We start from the raw sequence: 15286 nt of genomic DNA, 5'->3' as shown, positions 1-15286 counted from the left end.
GGTCTGCTGCCGATCAAGATGTCGTCTTACCGGAACACCCATGAAACTCGCGATCAAACTTCCTCTGGCATTTGCAGCCGCGTTGCTGCTCATGTTTGCCGGGGCGATCTACGGCATTGCCTCGCTCAACCACTCGATCGTCGAATACAACACCACGGTGCAGGCGCGCGTGGCTGACGAACGCGCAGTGACGAACATGCTCGTCACCTTCAAGACCCAGGTGCAGGAATGGAAAGACACCCTGCTGCGCGGTGAAGACCCGAACAAGCTGGACAAATACTGGGGTGCCTTCCTCAACGGTGAACAGGCTGTGGCCGATCAGGCGAAGGCGCTTCAAGCGTCGTTGCCGGCTGGCAAGAGCCGTGACTTGATCACTCAGTTTGCCGCCGCTCATGCGGAGATGGGCAAGGGCTATCGCAAGGGCCATGACATGTTCGTGGCGGCGTCGTTTGATCCAACGGTGGGCGACAAGGTCGTAGCCGGCGTGGACCGCGAACCGGCGCGTTTGCTGGATGAAGCCGCCAGGGAGATCGCGGCAGAAAGCAAGGCTGTGTCAGCCAAGACCGCCGAGGCTGCGCATACCGCGCTGGTGGTCAGCGTGGTGCTGATGTTGGCAGCGTTTGGATTGGGACTGGGCGGCGCATTCCTGTTCAGCCGCTCGATCACGCGGCCGTTGTCGCGCGCGGTGGATGTTGCCAGCGCCGTTTCGCACGGTGATCTGGCACAGCCGTTTGAGGCGCACGGCACGGACGAAATCGGTCAGTTGCTCAGCGCGCTCAAGGACATGCAGCGCAGTCTCGCCAATGTGGTGAGCGAAGTGCGTCGCAACGCCGAGGGCGTGGCTTCCGCCAGTGCGCAGATCGCCTCGGGCAACCTGAACCTGTCGTCGCGCACGGAAGAGCAGGCGGCGTCGCTGGAAGAGACCGCCGCCAACATGGGTGAGCTGACCAGCACCGTGCGCCGCAATTCAGAAAGCGCCGTGCAGGCCTCCACGCTGGCCGGTCACGCGTCGGACACGGCTGCGCGCGGCGGTCAGGTGATGAGCGATGTGGTGCAGACCATGCAGGGCATCTCCGAGAGCTCCAGCAAGGTCGGCGAGATCATCGGCGTGATCGATAGCATTGCGTTCCAGACCAACATCCTGGCGCTGAATGCGGCGGTGGAGGCTGCACGCGCCGGTGAGCAAGGCCGCGGCTTTGCCGTGGTGGCGGGTGAAGTGCGTACGCTGGCACAACGCAGTGCGTCAGCGGCCAAGGAGATCAAGGGGCTGATTGGCCAGTCAACGGAGCGCGTGGAGGCGGGGGCGAAGCTGGTGCGCGAAGCGGGCAGCATCATCGACGACATCGTCGCCTCGGTGCACCGCGTGACGCAAATCGTGACGGAGATTTCTTCGGCCTCGGCGGAGCAGAGCACCGGTATCGAGCAGGTGAACATCGCTGTGGGCCAGATCGAGGAAGTGACCCAGCAAAACGCTGCACTGGTGGAGGAGGCGTCGGCAGCCGCGCAGGCCATGGCTGACCAGGCCGATGCTCTGCGCCGTGCCGTGGCCATCTTCAAGCTGGAGGGCACCACCGCACCGGCGTAAGTGCCCGGTAGATGCCAAAAGCAAAAAAGCCGTTCAGCGCAAACTGAACGGCTTTTTCGTTGATCCTGGCAGATCAGGCCGACGGCGGCACGTAGCCCGATGCCTGGTCGGCGCCTTCGCCAAAGAAGTACTTTTCAGTCTGCTTGAGCAGGTACTGGCGCGCGCGCGAATCCGCCATGTTCAGGCGGTTTTCGTTGATCAGCATGGTCTGGTGCTTGAGCCAGCCGGCCCAGGCTTCCTTTGAGACACTTTGCCAGATCTTCTTGCCCAGTTCGCCGGGCAGCGGTGGGAAGTCGAGGCCTTCGGCTTCCTTGTCGAGTTTGATGCAGTGGACCATGCGGGCCATGGGGATTCCTCTTGTGTGGCGGGAGCGCCGCTCTCGCGCAGCGCAGGTGCCGCTATTGTAAAGGCCGTGCGCCGCCAGGCTCGGATTCCACGACGCGCGCCAAGGATTTACAGCTTCTTCATCAGCACCATCGAGCGGCGCTGCCAGTTGTAGAGCTTGCGGCGGTCTTCCGGCAGATCATCCACCGTCGCGCGCACGAAGCCGCGCTTGAGGAACCAGTGTTCCGTGCGCGTGGTGAGCACGAACAGGCGCTTGAGGCCCAGTGCGCGCGCGCGAACTTCTGTGTGCTTGAGCAGGCGTTCGCCGTCGCCGGTGCCCTGGCTGTCAGGGGAGACGATCAGGCAGGCCATTTCGGCCATGCCGTCCTTCGGGTACGGATACAGTGCCACGCAACCAAAGATGATCCCGTCGTGTTCGATGACCGAAAAGTTGGCGATGTCACGCTCCAGCAGCCGGCGCTCGCGCGGCACCAGCGTACCGTCGGCTTCCAGCGGTTCGATCAGTGAGACGATGCCGCCCACGTCATCCAGCGTGGCCTCGCGCAGGTATTCCAGGTCGGTGTGCGACACCATGGTGCCTACGCCGTCGTGCAGGAACAGCTCCAGCAGGATGCTGCCGTCCAGCGCGAACGGGATCACGTGCGCCCGACGCACACCGCCGCGCATCGCCTTGACGATGTGCTGCAGATAGTACGCCGTGTCGTGCGACAGGCTGCCGTCGCGCAGGCGCTCGATGGCCGTTTCCATCGACAGGTCCTGCTGTAGCTTGCCGACGCGGTCCATGATGCCCGGCAACTCGGTGATGAAGATGAGTTTGTCGGCCTTGAGCGCCGTGGCCGTATTGGCCGCCACATCTTCCATCGACAGGTTGAACGCCTGCCCCGTGGGCGAAAAGCCCAGCGGCGAGAGCAGCACGATCTTGCGGTTGGCCAGCGAGTGCTGGATCGACTCTGCATCGATCTTGCGCACCAGCCCCGTGTGCTGGAAATCCACGCCGTTGACGATGCCAACCGGCCGCGCCGTCACGAAGTTGCCCGACACCACCGACATCCGTGCACCGGCCATCGGCGTATTGGGCAAGCCTTGGCTGAAGGCGGCTTCGATGTCCAGGCGCAGTTCGCCCGAGGCTTCCTTGGCGGATTCCAGCGCGGCGCTGTCGGTCACGCGCACACCATCCACGAACTGGGTCTGCACGTTGCGCAGTGCGAGTTGCTCTTCCACCTGCGGGCGCGAGCCGTGCACCAGCACGATGCGCATGCCCATGGCGTGCAGCAGGGCGACGTCGTTGACGAGCGCCCCGAGCATGTCGGCCTTGACCAGTTCACCGCCAAAGCCGATGACGAAGGTCTTGTCGCGAAAGGAATGAATGTAGGGCGCCACCTCGCGCAGCCAGTCCACGAACTGCTGCTGTTCGGGCGTGGGCGGGATCGGGGAGACGTCGACGGGGGCGGGCGTGTGCGCCACCAGCGAGACGCCGGAGGCGGGAGTGGAGGAGCGAGCGGTCACGGGCGGATGGGGAGTGTGGCGCAGGGCATTGGCCGATGGCGGCCAGTGCAGGAAAGATGCGCGGATTATAATCCCGCCCGATGTCAGATTCCCATGCCCAGCCGCCCCGGTCACGACACCCGGCGGCACCCTCCCAACGATCGCCGAAAGACGCCCCGCAGCCTGAGCGCAAGCCGGGTGGCAATGGTCGTCCTCAGCGCCGTCCGAAGCCTACGCCGGAAGAGCTCGCGGCCGCGCTGGAGGCCCGCCGCGCACGTGCCAACCGCGTCCCGCCGATCACGTTTCCCGAGGCGCTGCCCGTCTCGGCCCGTCGCGACGAGATCGCCGAGGCTATCGCCGCCAACCAGGTGGTGATCGTCTCCGGCGAGACCGGCTCGGGCAAGACCACGCAGTTGCCGAAGATCTGCCTGTCGATCGGGCGGGGTATCGGCGCGGGCGGCACCGGCCTGATCGGCCATACGCAGCCCCGCCGGATTGCCGCCACGTCCACGGCCAAGCGCATCGCGCAAGAGATTGGCACGCCCGTGGGCGAGCACGTGGGTTTCCAGGTGCGCTTCAACGACACGCTGTCGGCCGGTGCGTCGGTCAAGCTGATGACCGACGGCATCTTGCTGGCCGAGACGCAGAACGATCCGCTGCTACGCGCCTACGACACGATCATCATTGATGAGGCGCACGAACGCAGCCTCAACATCGACTTCCTGATCGGCTATCTCAAGCAACTCCTGCCGCGCCGGCCGGACCTGAAGGTGATCATCACCTCGGCGACCATCGATGCGCAGCGGTTTGCCGAGCACTTTGCCGGTCCCAAGGGTCCGGCGCCAGTCATTGAAGTCAGCGGTCGGCTGTATCCGGTGGAGGTGCGCTACCGCCCCGTCCAGCGCGACGAGAAGGACAAGGAACGCGATCTCTATGAAGCGCTTGTCGATGCGGTAGACGAACTCGCCCGCGAAGGCTCCGGCGATGTGCTGATCTTCCTGCCGGGCGAGCGCGAGATCCGCGAGGCGGCCGAGGCGCTGCGCAAGCACCATCCGGCGCATACCGAAATCCTGCCGTTGTTTGCGCGCCTGTCGGTGCAGGAGCAGGAACGTGTGTTCCGCCCGTCCAACGCGCGGCGCATTGTGCTGGCAACCAACGTGGCTGAGACCTCGCTCACGGTGCCGGGTATCCGCTACGTGGTCGATACGGGGCTGGCACGCGTCAAGCGCTATTCGTATCGCAACAAGGTCGAGCAGTTACAGATCGAGCCGGTGTCGCAGGCTGCCGCCAACCAGCGCGCGGGCCGTTGCGGCCGGGTGGCCGATGGTGTTTGTATTCGCCTGTACGAAGAGTCGGATTTCATCGCGCGGCCGCGTTTTACCGATCCGGAAATCCTGCGCTCCTCCCTGGCGGCAGTGATTCTGCGCATGAAGGCGCTGCGGCTGACCGACGTCGAACAATTCCCGTTCATCGAGCCGCCGCTGGGCCGTGCGATTGCCGATGGCTACCAGCTCTTGCAGGAACTGGGTGCCGTCGACGACGAGAACGCGCTGACCCCTCTGGGCAAGCAGGTGGCGCGGCTGCCGCTGGACCCGCGCGTGGCACGGATGATCCTGGCGGGGCGTGACCACCAGTGCCTGCGCGAGATGCTCATCATTGCGAGTGCCTTGTCGGTACAAGACCCGCGTGAGCGTCCACAGGAACTACAGCAGCAGGCTGATCAGGCGCACCGGTTATTTGCTGACGAAAAGTCAGAGTTTCTCGGCTGGGTGAAGCTGTGGAAGTGGTTTGAAGAGGCCGTCGCGCACAAGAAGTCGAACAAGCAGTTGCAGGACCAGTGCCGATCGCACTTCCTCTCGCACGTGCGGCTGCGCGAATGGCGCGATGTGCACTCCCAGTTGCACACGACGGTGGCGGAGCAGGGCTGGAAGCTCAACGAATCCGATCCGACCTACGAGCAACTGCATCTGGCACTGCTGACGGGGTTGCTCGGCAATATCGGCGTGCGCATTGAAGAGGCCGACGGCAAGGGCCGCGAATACCTCGGGGCGCGCGGCATCAAGTTCTTCCTGTGGCCGGGCTCGGTCATCGCGCGCAAGGCTGGCAAGTGGGTCGTGGGCGGCGAACTGATCGAGACCAGCCGCCTGTTCGGCCGCACGCTCGCGCGTATCGAGCCGGAATGGGTGGAGAAGGTCGGCGCGCACCTGCTGAAGGTGTCGTGGAGCGACCCGCATTGGGAAAAGAAGGCTGGCCAGGTGATGGCCTTCGAGCGCGGCACGCTATATGGCCTGCCGGTCTACCAGCAGCGTCGCGTGCATTTCGGGCCGATGCAGCCGAAGGAGGCGCGCGAGATGTTCATTCGCCGTGCGCTGGTCGACGGCGAGTTCGAAACACGCCTGCCGTTCTTCACGCACAACCAGCGCCTGGTGCGGGAGATCGAGAACCTTGAACACAAGTCTCGTCGGCAAGACGTGCTGGTGGACGACGAGCTGATCTACGCGTTCTACGACAGCCAGATTCCCGCCGACATCCATAACACCGTCGCGTTTGAGCGCTGGTATGCGGACGCTGCCAACGCAAGTGGAAAAAGCGGCCAGAAGCTGCTGTACCTGAATCGCGATGACCTGATGCGGCACGAGGCGGCAGGCATCACGACTGACCTGTTCCCCAAGACGCTGCCGATTGCCGGTATCGACATGGGTGTGACCTACCACTTCGAGCCCGGCAGCCCGCGCGATGGTGTGACGCTGACGGTGCCGCTGTACGCGCTCAATCAGGTGCCCGCGCAGCGCGCCGAATGGCTGGTGCCCGGCATGCTCAAGGAGAAGGTGCATCTGCTGCTCAAGAGCCTGCCGCAGAAGCTGCGTCGCCATTGCGTGCCGCTGCCGGATTACGCCGCCGGTTTTGTTTCCCGCGTGAAGCTGGGCGACGGCGACCTGCTCGACCGCCTGATCGCCGACGTGCGTGAGGAGACCGGCATCGCGCTCAAGCGCGCCGACTTCAAGCTCGAAACGCTGCCCGCGCATCACTTCATGAACTTCAAGGTGATCGACGAGCACGGTCGCCAGCTCGACATGGGCCGCAATCTGGCCCAGTTGCGCGCAGAGCTGGGCGGACGGGCGCAGCAGACGTTCCAGTCGATCGCCGCCCAGGATGCGGCCGTGGCGGGCGCGCAGGCGGAGAACGCCAGGCCCGGTAAGGCAGGCAAATCAGAAGCGCCGGCGAATGCTGCGCTGTATTCCGGCCTGACCACGTGGAACTTCGGCGCGTTGCCGGAGTTGCTTGAAGTCCGCAAGGGTAACCAGACACTGTTTGGCTATCCGGCACTCGTGGATGCTGGCGACCACTGCGATGTGGAGGTCTTTGATGATCCCGCAGAGGCGGCACGCATCCATCGCCTGGGCCTTCGCCGGTTGTTTGCGATCCAGTTGCGCGAGCCGTTGAAGTATCTGGAAAAAAACATCCCGGGCTTGTCGCAGATGGCAATCCAGTTCATGAACCTTGGCACGCAGGATGAATTGCGTGACCAGATCCTGGATGCCACGCTGGAGCGCGCCTGCCTGCAGGACCCCCTGCCCACCGACGACGCCAGCTTTGGTGCCCGCAAGGACGAAAGCCGTGCCCGCCTGACGCTGTTGGCGCAGGAGATCGCCCGCTTGGTCGGCGCCATTCTGACCGAATACGCGCAACTGCCGCGCAAGCTGCAGATTGCCAAGCCGTTTGCCGCCGCCACTGCGGACATCGACGCGCAACTGAAAACGCTGATGCACAAGCGCTTCATCGAGGCGACGCCCTATGCGCAGTTGACGCACTTCCCGCGTTACCTGAAGGGCATCGCTCTGCGCATCGACAAGCTCAAGGCGGACCCGATGCGCGACACGCAGCGCATGCAGGAGATGGCACCGCTGATCCAGCAATACCAGCGTGCGGAAAAGGCATTGCGCGTACAGGGGCAGGGCGGCAACGACCCCCGTATGGAGGAGTTCCGCTGGATGCTGGAGGAGTTGCGCATCGCCTTGTTTGCGCAGGAGTTGCGTACACCGGTACCGATGTCGGTCAAACGGCTGCAGAAAGTATGGGAATCAATGCAACGGTAGCCCGCCGTACTTTGCTGGGCGCCGGGAAAGTTCCCACTTTCTTTTTTTGATTTGTGTCAGCGACGCCATAACAGCGGGCGTTAAAATGGCTGGCTAAGTTGCTGAATCTTCTCGCTATGTCTGCCTTGCGCGCCTCGTTTGCCTTCCGTTGGTTTTCCACGCTCGTTCTGTCGGCCGCTGCCCTGATGGCAGCGCATGCGGCGCGTGCAGAAGTCGTCACTGTGCTCAACTCGGGCGACGCCAGCGTCTCACTGATCGACAAGGACACCCGCAAGGTGCTGGAGACCTTCCCGATTGGCAAGGAGCCGCACCACCTGATTGCTACGCCTGACGAAAAATCGCTGATTGTTGCCAATGCGGTCGGCAACGATCTGGTGTTCCTGGACCCCGTCACCGGCAAGATTCAGCAGCGTGTGCCGCGCATTGATGACCCATACCAGATCGGCTTCTCGCCTGACCAGAAGTGGTTCCTGACCACGGGCAACCGGCTGGACCGCGTTGATATCTACCGCTGGGATGGCCACGCGCTCACTATCGCCAAGCAAATTCCGGCGGCCAAGACGCCCAGCCACATCGCCTTTACGGCAGATAGCAAGATTGCCTTCATTACGTTGCAGGACTCCAACGAGGTGATGGCCATCGATCTGCCTACGCAGACCGTCATGTGGCGCATGACCATCGGCTCCGCCCCCGCCGGTGTGTGGGTCACGACAGATCAGAAATACCTGCTGGTGGGTATGACCGGCGCCGATTACGTTGAGGTGATCGACTGGCGTAACCGCACCAGCGTCAAGCGCATCCAGACTGGCAAGGGCGCTCACAACTTCCGTGCGCTGGGTGACAAGCGTCACCTGTTCCTGTCGAACCGCGTGTCCGGCACGATCAGCATCATCGACCAACAGACGCTCACCAAGGTGGGCGACATCACTGGCCTGCCGCCTGGCCCGGATGACATGGAATTGACCGCCGACGGCAAGCAGCTCTGGGTGACCTGCCGCTGGGCCAAGCGTGTGGCGATCGTCGATGTAGCGAGCCGCAAGGTGGTGGAAGAGATCAAGGTCGGGCGCTCGCCGCACGGCATCTACTTCCGCACGCGCGCTCCGCTCATCTAACGCGTGGCGACCATGAAAACGGGCCTGTCGATGTTTCGCACGGTGGCCGCTACAGCGGCCCTGGGGCTGTGTGCGCTGGCTGCGGCGGCGCCCAGTGGCGTGAATGCCGGCGCCTGCAAGGGCACCGTCTACCTGACGTTTGACACGGGCAGCATGAGCCAGGCCCAGTTGATTGCCGATACGCTGCGCCGTCACCGCATCCACGCCACATTTTTCCTCGCCAACGAAAAGACGATCCACGGCGACAGCACGCTGGACGACAGCTGGGCACCGTACTGGAAATCGCTGGCTGCCGATGGTCACGCTTTCGGCACGCACACCTTCGATCACGTCTACTACAAGGGTGAGGCTGGCGGCGGCAAAGTCCGCTTCCGCCCGCAGTTTGGTGAGCAAGGCGGTCGCAACGTCGTCTGGGATGAGCCCGAATTCTGTGCAGAGCTGAAGCGCAGCGCTGAACGCTTCAAGGCCATGACCGGCCAGCCGATGGACCCGCTGTGGCGGGCGCCGGGCGGGCATCTGTCGGCCACCACCGAAGGCTGGGCCAAGCAGTGCGGCTTTGCCCATGTGGCTTGGGCGCCTGCCGGTTTTCTCGGCGATGAGTTGCCGTCCGAGCGCTATCCGAATGCCATGCTGCTCGACAAGGCGTTGACCAACCTGCGCGATGGCGACATCGCGATGGCGCACCTGGGCATCTGGTCGCGCAAGGACCCGTGGGCACCCGCCGACCTGGAGCCGCTGATTGCCGGCCTGGAGCGCAAGGGTTTCTGCTTTGCCACGCTGCGCGATCATCCGCAGTACAAGGCCTGGTTTGCCGCTCACCCAGCGGCCCGCTGATTTGCTTCGCCATGTTTGACTGGATTTCCGACACCTTCACGCAAGCCCAGGATGTGTTGTTTCAGCACATCGTGATGCCGCTCACCTATGCGATTGGCCTGGGTGGCTATGTTGAAGATGCGTACCCCGGCACTGAATGGCTGTTGATGGGGCTGGTGCAGATCGCCGTACTGCTGCTGGTATTGCGCCCGCTGGAGCGCTGGCGCCCGGTGGAGCCGATGCACGATCGCAAGGCCGTGCGCGCGGACATTTTCTATACGCTGTTTCATCGGCTCGGCTTCTTCCCGCTGCTGATGTTCTTCACCCTGCAACCGCTCATCGATGACCTGGATGGCAAGCTGCGTTTCTGGGGCTGGGCGCACCTGAACGTGGAGGACTGGTGGCCGGGCGTCACATCGGTCGCCATCGTCAGCTTTCTGATCTATCTGGTGCTGTTCGACCTGCTCGACTACTGGTACCACCGCCTGTCGCACAAGTTCCACTGGTGGTGGAGCCTGCATGCGCTGCACCACAGCCAGCAGCAAATGACAATCTGGTCGGATGACCGCAACCACATCCTCGACGATGTGCTGCGCGGTGCAGTGTTTGCCGTTGCGGCGCTGGTCATTGGGGTGGAACCCTCGCAGTACGTGCTGCTGGTTGCCGTCTCGCAGTTGCTGCAAAGCCTGCAGCACGCCAATGTGCGGTTGCACTTCGGCTGGCTGGGTGAGCGGTTGCTGATCTCGCCGCGCTTCCACCGGCTGCACCACGCCATCGGCCTCGGGCACGAGGTACCGGGCAAGCCGGGCGTGCTGGGTGGCTGCAACTTCGGCGTGCTGTTCCCATGGTGGGACATGCTGTTCGGCACCGCGATCTTCTCGCCGGACTATCACGCCACCGGCATCCGCGATCAACTGCCCGCGCCGCAAGGCCACTCGCGCGACTACGGGCGCGGTGTACTGCGCCAGCAATGGCTGGGCTTCAAGCGTCTGATCGGCCGCGCCTGAGGGACATTCAGCATGGTCTGAGACGGCGCCGGCAGCATGTCGGCCCGCTGTGCTAGGCTGTCCGCTCCCTGATTTTCCGACTCCCGCATGAACGACCTGATTCGCTCGTTTGGCCGCGCGCTGCTTTCGCAACTGCATCCGCGCATGTTGTTCCTGACCGTGCTGCCGTTTGTTGTTGCCCTGGTGGTGTGGGGCGCCGTCCTGTACTTCGGCTGGGATGCGATGAACGGCATGGCGCGGGATGCCGTGGAAAGCTGGACGTTCATGGGCTGGATCAAGAGCGGCTTAGGTGCCATCGGCATGTCGGGTTTGTGGTCGGCCATCGCGCCGCTGCTGGTCATCACGTTGCTGGTGCCGGTGATCGTCGTGTCGATCCTCGTGTTTGTGAGCGTGACAGCGGTGCCGCCGGTCATGCGTTTCCTGGATCGCAGCTACCCGCAACTCGAGCGCCGCAAGGGCGGTTCGGTGGCGGGCAGCGTGATGCATGCTCTGCTGTGCACACTGGTGTTCATTCTGGTGGCGATCGTCACGCTGCCGTTGTGGCTGATCCCGCCGTTCTTCGCGCTGATTCCGCCGCTGCTGTGGGGCTGGCTGACCTACCGCCTGATGACCTACGACGCGCTGGCCGACCACGCCACGCCTGAAGAACGCCGAGCGATCATGCTGCGCTACCGGTTGCCGCTGCTGGGCATCGGCATTGCGGTCGGCATGCTGGGCTCGGCGCCGACGCTGTTGTGGGTGTCGTCGGTGGTGACGATCGTGCTGTTCCCGATCATCGCCATCGCCGTCATCTGGTTGTATGTGCTGATCTTCATTTTCTCGGCGCTGTGGTTCGGCCATTTCTGCCTGCGTGCGCTCACGCGCCTGCGCGCCGAGGCACCGCCCGCGCGCATGGTCGAAGCAAGCGTCATTGACGTCACCTCCATCGAACTGCCCCGCGAGTAAGTAACAAGGACTGACATGGCTTTCGGCATGATCATCATCGGCGACGAGATCCTCTCCGGCCGCCGCGAAGACAAGCATCTGCGCAAGTTGATCGAAGTACTGGGCGAGCGCGGCTTGGCGCTGGAATGGGCCGAGTACGTCGGTGACCAGCCGGCGCGCATCACCAGCGTGCTCAAGCGCACGCTCGCTAGCGATGACGTGGTGTTCTGCACCGGCGGTATTGGTGCCACGCCGGATGACCATACGCGCCAATGCGCCGCCGCCGCACTGGGTGTGCCGCTGGTGCTGCATCCGGAAGCTCGCGAACTGATCGCCCAACGCATCGCCGACACGGCTGCAGGCGACCCGATCAAGGCTGATCTCTCCACGCCTGAGAACCAGCACCGTTTCAAGATGGGCGAGTTCCCGGAAGGGGCGCGCATCATCCCGAACAGCTACAACCGCATCCCTGGGTTCTCGGTGGCGCATCACCACTTCATGCCGGGTTTCCCGGTGATGGCGTGGCCGATGATGGAGTGGGTACTCGACACCTATTACGCCGATCAATTCCACCGCGCCCCGCGCGAGGAGCGCTCGTTCCTGGTGTTTGGCTTGCCGGAGTCACGGCTGACGCCGCTGATGGAGCGCATCGAAGCCGAGTTCGATGGCGTGAAGGTGTTCAGCCTGCCCAGCGTGGGCGATGCGGCGCGCGGTGAGCGCTATGCCCGCTCGCACATCGATCTGGGGGTGAAGGGCCCGCCCGAAGCGGTTGCGCGTGCCTATGTGGTGCTGCGAGAAGGCGCGCTGGCGTTGGGTGGGGAGATCATTGAGCCGAACGCCGCAACGGCGCCCTGATGGCCTTGCGTGCTGTGGGCGGCGTACTGTGTCGTTACGCGCCGTGCCACGGCAAACCGCGGAAGCACCAGCCTTCCACCGTTTTGCGGTGGCCTTCGCTGTCCTTGGCGCCTTCAAAACCCTCCAGCACATCCATCGCCAACGTATAGCCGGCCTGTGCAGCCGCCACAGCGGCGTGCTTGGAGCGCGCTGCGCTTCGGCACAGGAACAGCACGGGCACGTCCTTCGGCACGGCTGCTTCCAGCGCGCTGAGGAAGTTCGGGTTGCGCACGCCGCCCGGATACTGGTTCCATTCCACATGCGTGAACTGGTCAGGCGCAATGTCTGGCGTGCCGACCCAGTCCAGTTCAGCACGCGTGCGCACGTCTACCAGATGGGCTTGCGGATCGGCGGCGAGCAGGGCGGCGGCTTCTTGCGGAGACAGGGCACCGAAGTACGGGAGCTGGTCGGCCTCGCGGCGGGCAGTGGCCGCTTCCAGCAGGGACTCGCGGGTGAGTGTGGTGGCAGTCATGGCAATCGGCAGAAGGTAAAGCACTATTTTAGCGTTGCCATCACATGATGCAGGTGAAATTCACTGAAACGGTGCGGTCGCCATTACGATGCACTCAAGTGGTGCTACGTCGATTTGTGTGCACCACGGCTGTGCGTTGACTACCCTGACTGAACAGCAGGGTTCCCGTGAGGCCGATTCCACCCAAGGTATCTGCACCGGCTTCTTGATGCTGTCGCACCGTGTCAGGCATGGGCTGGCGCGGCGCTGCACTATTTGCGGGAGCACATGCCCGTCATCGGGTCGACACTGGCATGCTTTCTGCTAAGATTCCCGCGGTCTTTTCCAGGGCGTTTTGGCGGTGCCGGACGTCCCTGGCGAGAAGAAGATGTTTCGGGGGTGAGGGCGATCGAAGCGATCTGTCACACAACCGGCTCACAATACTTTGCGTTATTGCGCTACCAGGAGAATGGCATGTCCCAAAGCATTGCAGACGTGATGAAGCTCGTGAAGGAAAACGACGTCAAGTTCGTCGATTTCCGCTTCACCGATACCAAGGGTAAGGAGCAGCACGTCTCGGTTCCCGTGTCGCATTTCGACGAAGACAAGTTCGAAAGCGGCCATGCATTCGACGGTTCGTCGATCGCCGGCTGGAAGGGCATCGAAGCGTCGGACATGCTGCTGGTGCCGGATGCAAACACCGCTCACGTCGACCCGTTTTACGAAGAGCCGACGCTGGTGCTGACCTGCGACGTGGTCGAGCCGTCGGATGGCAAGGGCTACGACCGCGATCCGCGCTCGATCGCCAAGCGCGCTGAAGCCTACCTGAAGAGCACCGGCCTGGGCGACACCGCCTACTTCGGTCCGGAACCCGAATTCTTCATCTTCGACGGCGTGACCTGGAACGTCGACATGCAAGGCTGCTTCGTGAAGATCCAATCCGAAGAAGCCCCGTGGTCGTCGGGCAAGGAATTCGAACACGGCAACTCGGGCCACCGTCCGGGCAAGAAGGGCGGCTACTTCCCGGTTGCCCCGATCGACACGTTCCAAGACATGCGCTCGGAAATGTGCCTGATCCTGGAATCGCTGGGCATTCCGGTTGAAGTGCACCACCACGAAGTGGCAGGCCAAGGCCAGAACGAAATCGGCACGCGCTTCAGCACGCTGGTGCAACGCGCCGACTGGACGCAGCTGCAAAAGTACGTGATCCAGAACGTCGCGCACACCTACGGCAAGACCGCCACGTTCATGCCGAAACCGGTCGTGGGCGACAACGGTTCGGGCATGCACGTTCACCAGTCGGTGTGGAAGGACGGCCAGAACCTGTTCGCAGGCAACGGCTACGCTGGCCTGTCGGAATTCGCGCTGTACTACATTGGCGGCATCATCAAGCATGCTCGCGCGCTGAACGCCATCACCAACCCGGGTACGAACTCGTACAAGCGTCTGGTGCCGGGCTTTGAAGCACCGGTCAAGCTGGCTTACTCGGCACGTAACCGCTCGGCTTCGATCCGTATTCCGTACGTTGCGAACCCGAAGGGCCGTCGGATTGAGACGCGCTTCCCGGATCCGCTGATGAACCCGTACCTGGGCTTCTCGGCCCTGCTGATGGCTGGTCTGGACGGCGTGCAGAACAAGATCCACCCGGGCGAAGCTGCCGACAAGAATCTGTACGATCTGCCGCCGGAAGAGGATGCAAAGATCCCGACCGTGTGCGCAAGCCTGGATTCGGCTCTGGAGCACCTGGACAAGGATCGCGAGTTCCTGACCCGCGGTGGCGTGTTCTCCAACTCGATGATCGACGCCTACATCGAGCTGAAGATGGAAGAAGTCACGCGCTTCCGCATGACCACGCACCCGATCGAGTTCGACATGTACTACTCGCTGTAATGCGCGAGCGCCCCGGCCGAGGTGTCGGGGCGAAGAGACGGTTGTGAGGGGAAGGGCGGCGTAGGTCGCCCTTCCTTTTTGCGGGGCAGGGTTTTGTGGCTAGAATGATCGTCCGCCGGATTTCGGCGCCCGATCGACGTTTCGCCAGGTTCCATCTCATGTTCCGTCATTCTTCACGCATCGCATCTGGACTGCTTTCCGCCGTGGCAGCGTTTGCTGCGTTGTCCGTGCAGGTGCCCGCGCACGCAGATGATGTCTATCTGTGCAGCGGCCCGAACGGCGTGCCGGAATACCGCAACAGTGGCAACACGAAAGGCTGCAAGAAGCTGACGCTGCCCGATGTGGTGACCGTACCTGGTACGCGCAGCCCGCGCAGTGCCGGGGCTGCACCAGCACCGGCGCAGAGCAATGCAGGTGGTGGCTTCCCACGTGTGGACAGCGCTACGCAAAAGGCGCGTGACGGCGAGCGCCGCCAGGTGCTGGAAACAGAGTTGGCAGACGAGGAGCGCAAGCTCCAGGCGTTGAAGGCCGAATACAACAACGGCCAGCCCGAGCGTCAGGGCAATGAACGTAACTATCAGAAGTATCTGGACCGCACCGCGCAGTTGAAGAGCGACATCGAGCGCAGCCAGGCCAATGTCGATTCGATCCGCCGGGAGTTGGGCAACCTCAAGGAGTAATAG

Annotated in this window: 12 protein-coding genes; 9 read left to right on the top strand and 3 right to left on the bottom strand. The window is 63.3% G+C overall.

Going from position 1 to position 15286, the window contains the following annotated elements; genetic code table 11:
- The first annotated feature begins 40 nt into the window (after positions 1-40).
- A complete protein-coding gene (locus R2N11_RS08340; protein WP_199031122.1) occupies positions 41-1585 on the top strand; it encodes a methyl-accepting chemotaxis protein in 1545 nt (514 codons plus the stop codon).
- Between the two features lie 73 nt (positions 1586-1658).
- On the opposite strand, the gene R2N11_RS08335 is transcribed toward R2N11_RS08340, so the two are convergent.
- Together R2N11_RS08335 and argA are read right to left on the bottom strand one after the other, a co-directional pair.
- The gene (locus tag R2N11_RS08335; RefSeq protein WP_316680778.1) at positions 1659-1931 is read right to left on the bottom strand and encodes an oxidative damage protection protein; all 273 of its coding nucleotides are present in this window, start codon (positions 1929-1931) and stop codon (positions 1659-1661) included.
- Between the two features lie 107 nt (positions 1932-2038).
- Entirely contained in the window at positions 2039-3436 is a 1398-nt protein-coding gene (gene argA / locus R2N11_RS08330; RefSeq protein WP_199031120.1) for an amino-acid N-acetyltransferase, read from the bottom strand.
- 80 nt (positions 3437-3516) lie between these two features.
- On the opposite strand from argA, the gene hrpA reads away from it, so the two are divergent.
- The 6 genes from hrpA (at position 3517) to R2N11_RS08300 (ending at position 12223) form a co-directional block, all read left to right on the top strand.
- The gene (gene hrpA, locus R2N11_RS08325; RefSeq protein ID WP_316680777.1) at positions 3517-7512 is read left to right on the top strand and encodes an ATP-dependent RNA helicase HrpA; all 3996 of its coding nucleotides are present in this window, start codon (positions 3517-3519) and stop codon (positions 7510-7512) included.
- 116 nt (positions 7513-7628) lie between these two features.
- On the top strand, positions 7629-8624 hold the full coding sequence (locus R2N11_RS08320; protein ID WP_199033000.1) for a YVTN family beta-propeller repeat protein: 996 nt from the start codon (positions 7629-7631) through the stop codon (positions 8622-8624).
- A gap of 12 nt (positions 8625-8636) precedes the next feature.
- Positions 8637-9458 (top strand): polysaccharide deacetylase family protein, encoded by an 822-nt coding sequence (locus R2N11_RS08315; protein WP_199032999.1) that lies wholly within the window; start codon positions 8637-8639, stop codon positions 9456-9458.
- A gap of 11 nt (positions 9459-9469) precedes the next feature.
- Positions 9470-10444, top strand: coding sequence for a sterol desaturase family protein (locus R2N11_RS08310; protein WP_199032998.1), 975 nt, complete (start codon positions 9470-9472; stop codon positions 10442-10444).
- Between the two features lie 87 nt (positions 10445-10531).
- Positions 10532-11389 (top strand): EI24 domain-containing protein, encoded by an 858-nt coding sequence (locus tag R2N11_RS08305; protein ID WP_316680776.1) that lies wholly within the window; start codon positions 10532-10534, stop codon positions 11387-11389.
- 15 nt (positions 11390-11404) lie between these two features.
- On the top strand, positions 11405-12223 hold the full coding sequence (locus R2N11_RS08300; protein ID WP_199032955.1) for a competence/damage-inducible protein A: 819 nt from the start codon (positions 11405-11407) through the stop codon (positions 12221-12223).
- Positions 12224-12257: 34 nt separating this feature from the next.
- Here the strand turns inward: R2N11_RS08300 and R2N11_RS08295 are convergent, their stop codons facing one another.
- The gene (locus tag R2N11_RS08295; protein WP_199032954.1) at positions 12258-12734 is read right to left on the bottom strand and encodes a rhodanese-like domain-containing protein; all 477 of its coding nucleotides are present in this window, start codon (positions 12732-12734) and stop codon (positions 12258-12260) included.
- A gap of 453 nt (positions 12735-13187) precedes the next feature.
- Here R2N11_RS08295 and R2N11_RS08290 point away from each other — a divergent pair, with 453 nt between their 5' ends.
- Together R2N11_RS08290 and R2N11_RS08285 are read left to right on the top strand one after the other, a co-directional pair.
- Positions 13188-14603: a 3-hydroxylaminophenol mutase gene (locus tag R2N11_RS08290; protein ID WP_199032953.1), complete on the top strand. Its 1416-nt coding sequence runs from the start codon at positions 13188-13190 to the stop codon at positions 14601-14603.
- 158 nt (positions 14604-14761) lie between these two features.
- On the top strand, positions 14762-15283 hold the full coding sequence (locus R2N11_RS08285) for a DUF4124 domain-containing protein (protein ID WP_199032952.1): 522 nt from the start codon (positions 14762-14764) through the stop codon (positions 15281-15283).
- Positions 15284-15286: the final 3 nt, after the last annotated feature.

Source organism: Ralstonia flaminis, assembly GCF_958415495.1.
Taxonomy (GTDB): Bacteria; Pseudomonadota; Gammaproteobacteria; order Burkholderiales; family Burkholderiaceae; genus Ralstonia; species Ralstonia flaminis.
This window is presented reverse-complemented; position numbering and strand designations above follow the sequence as displayed.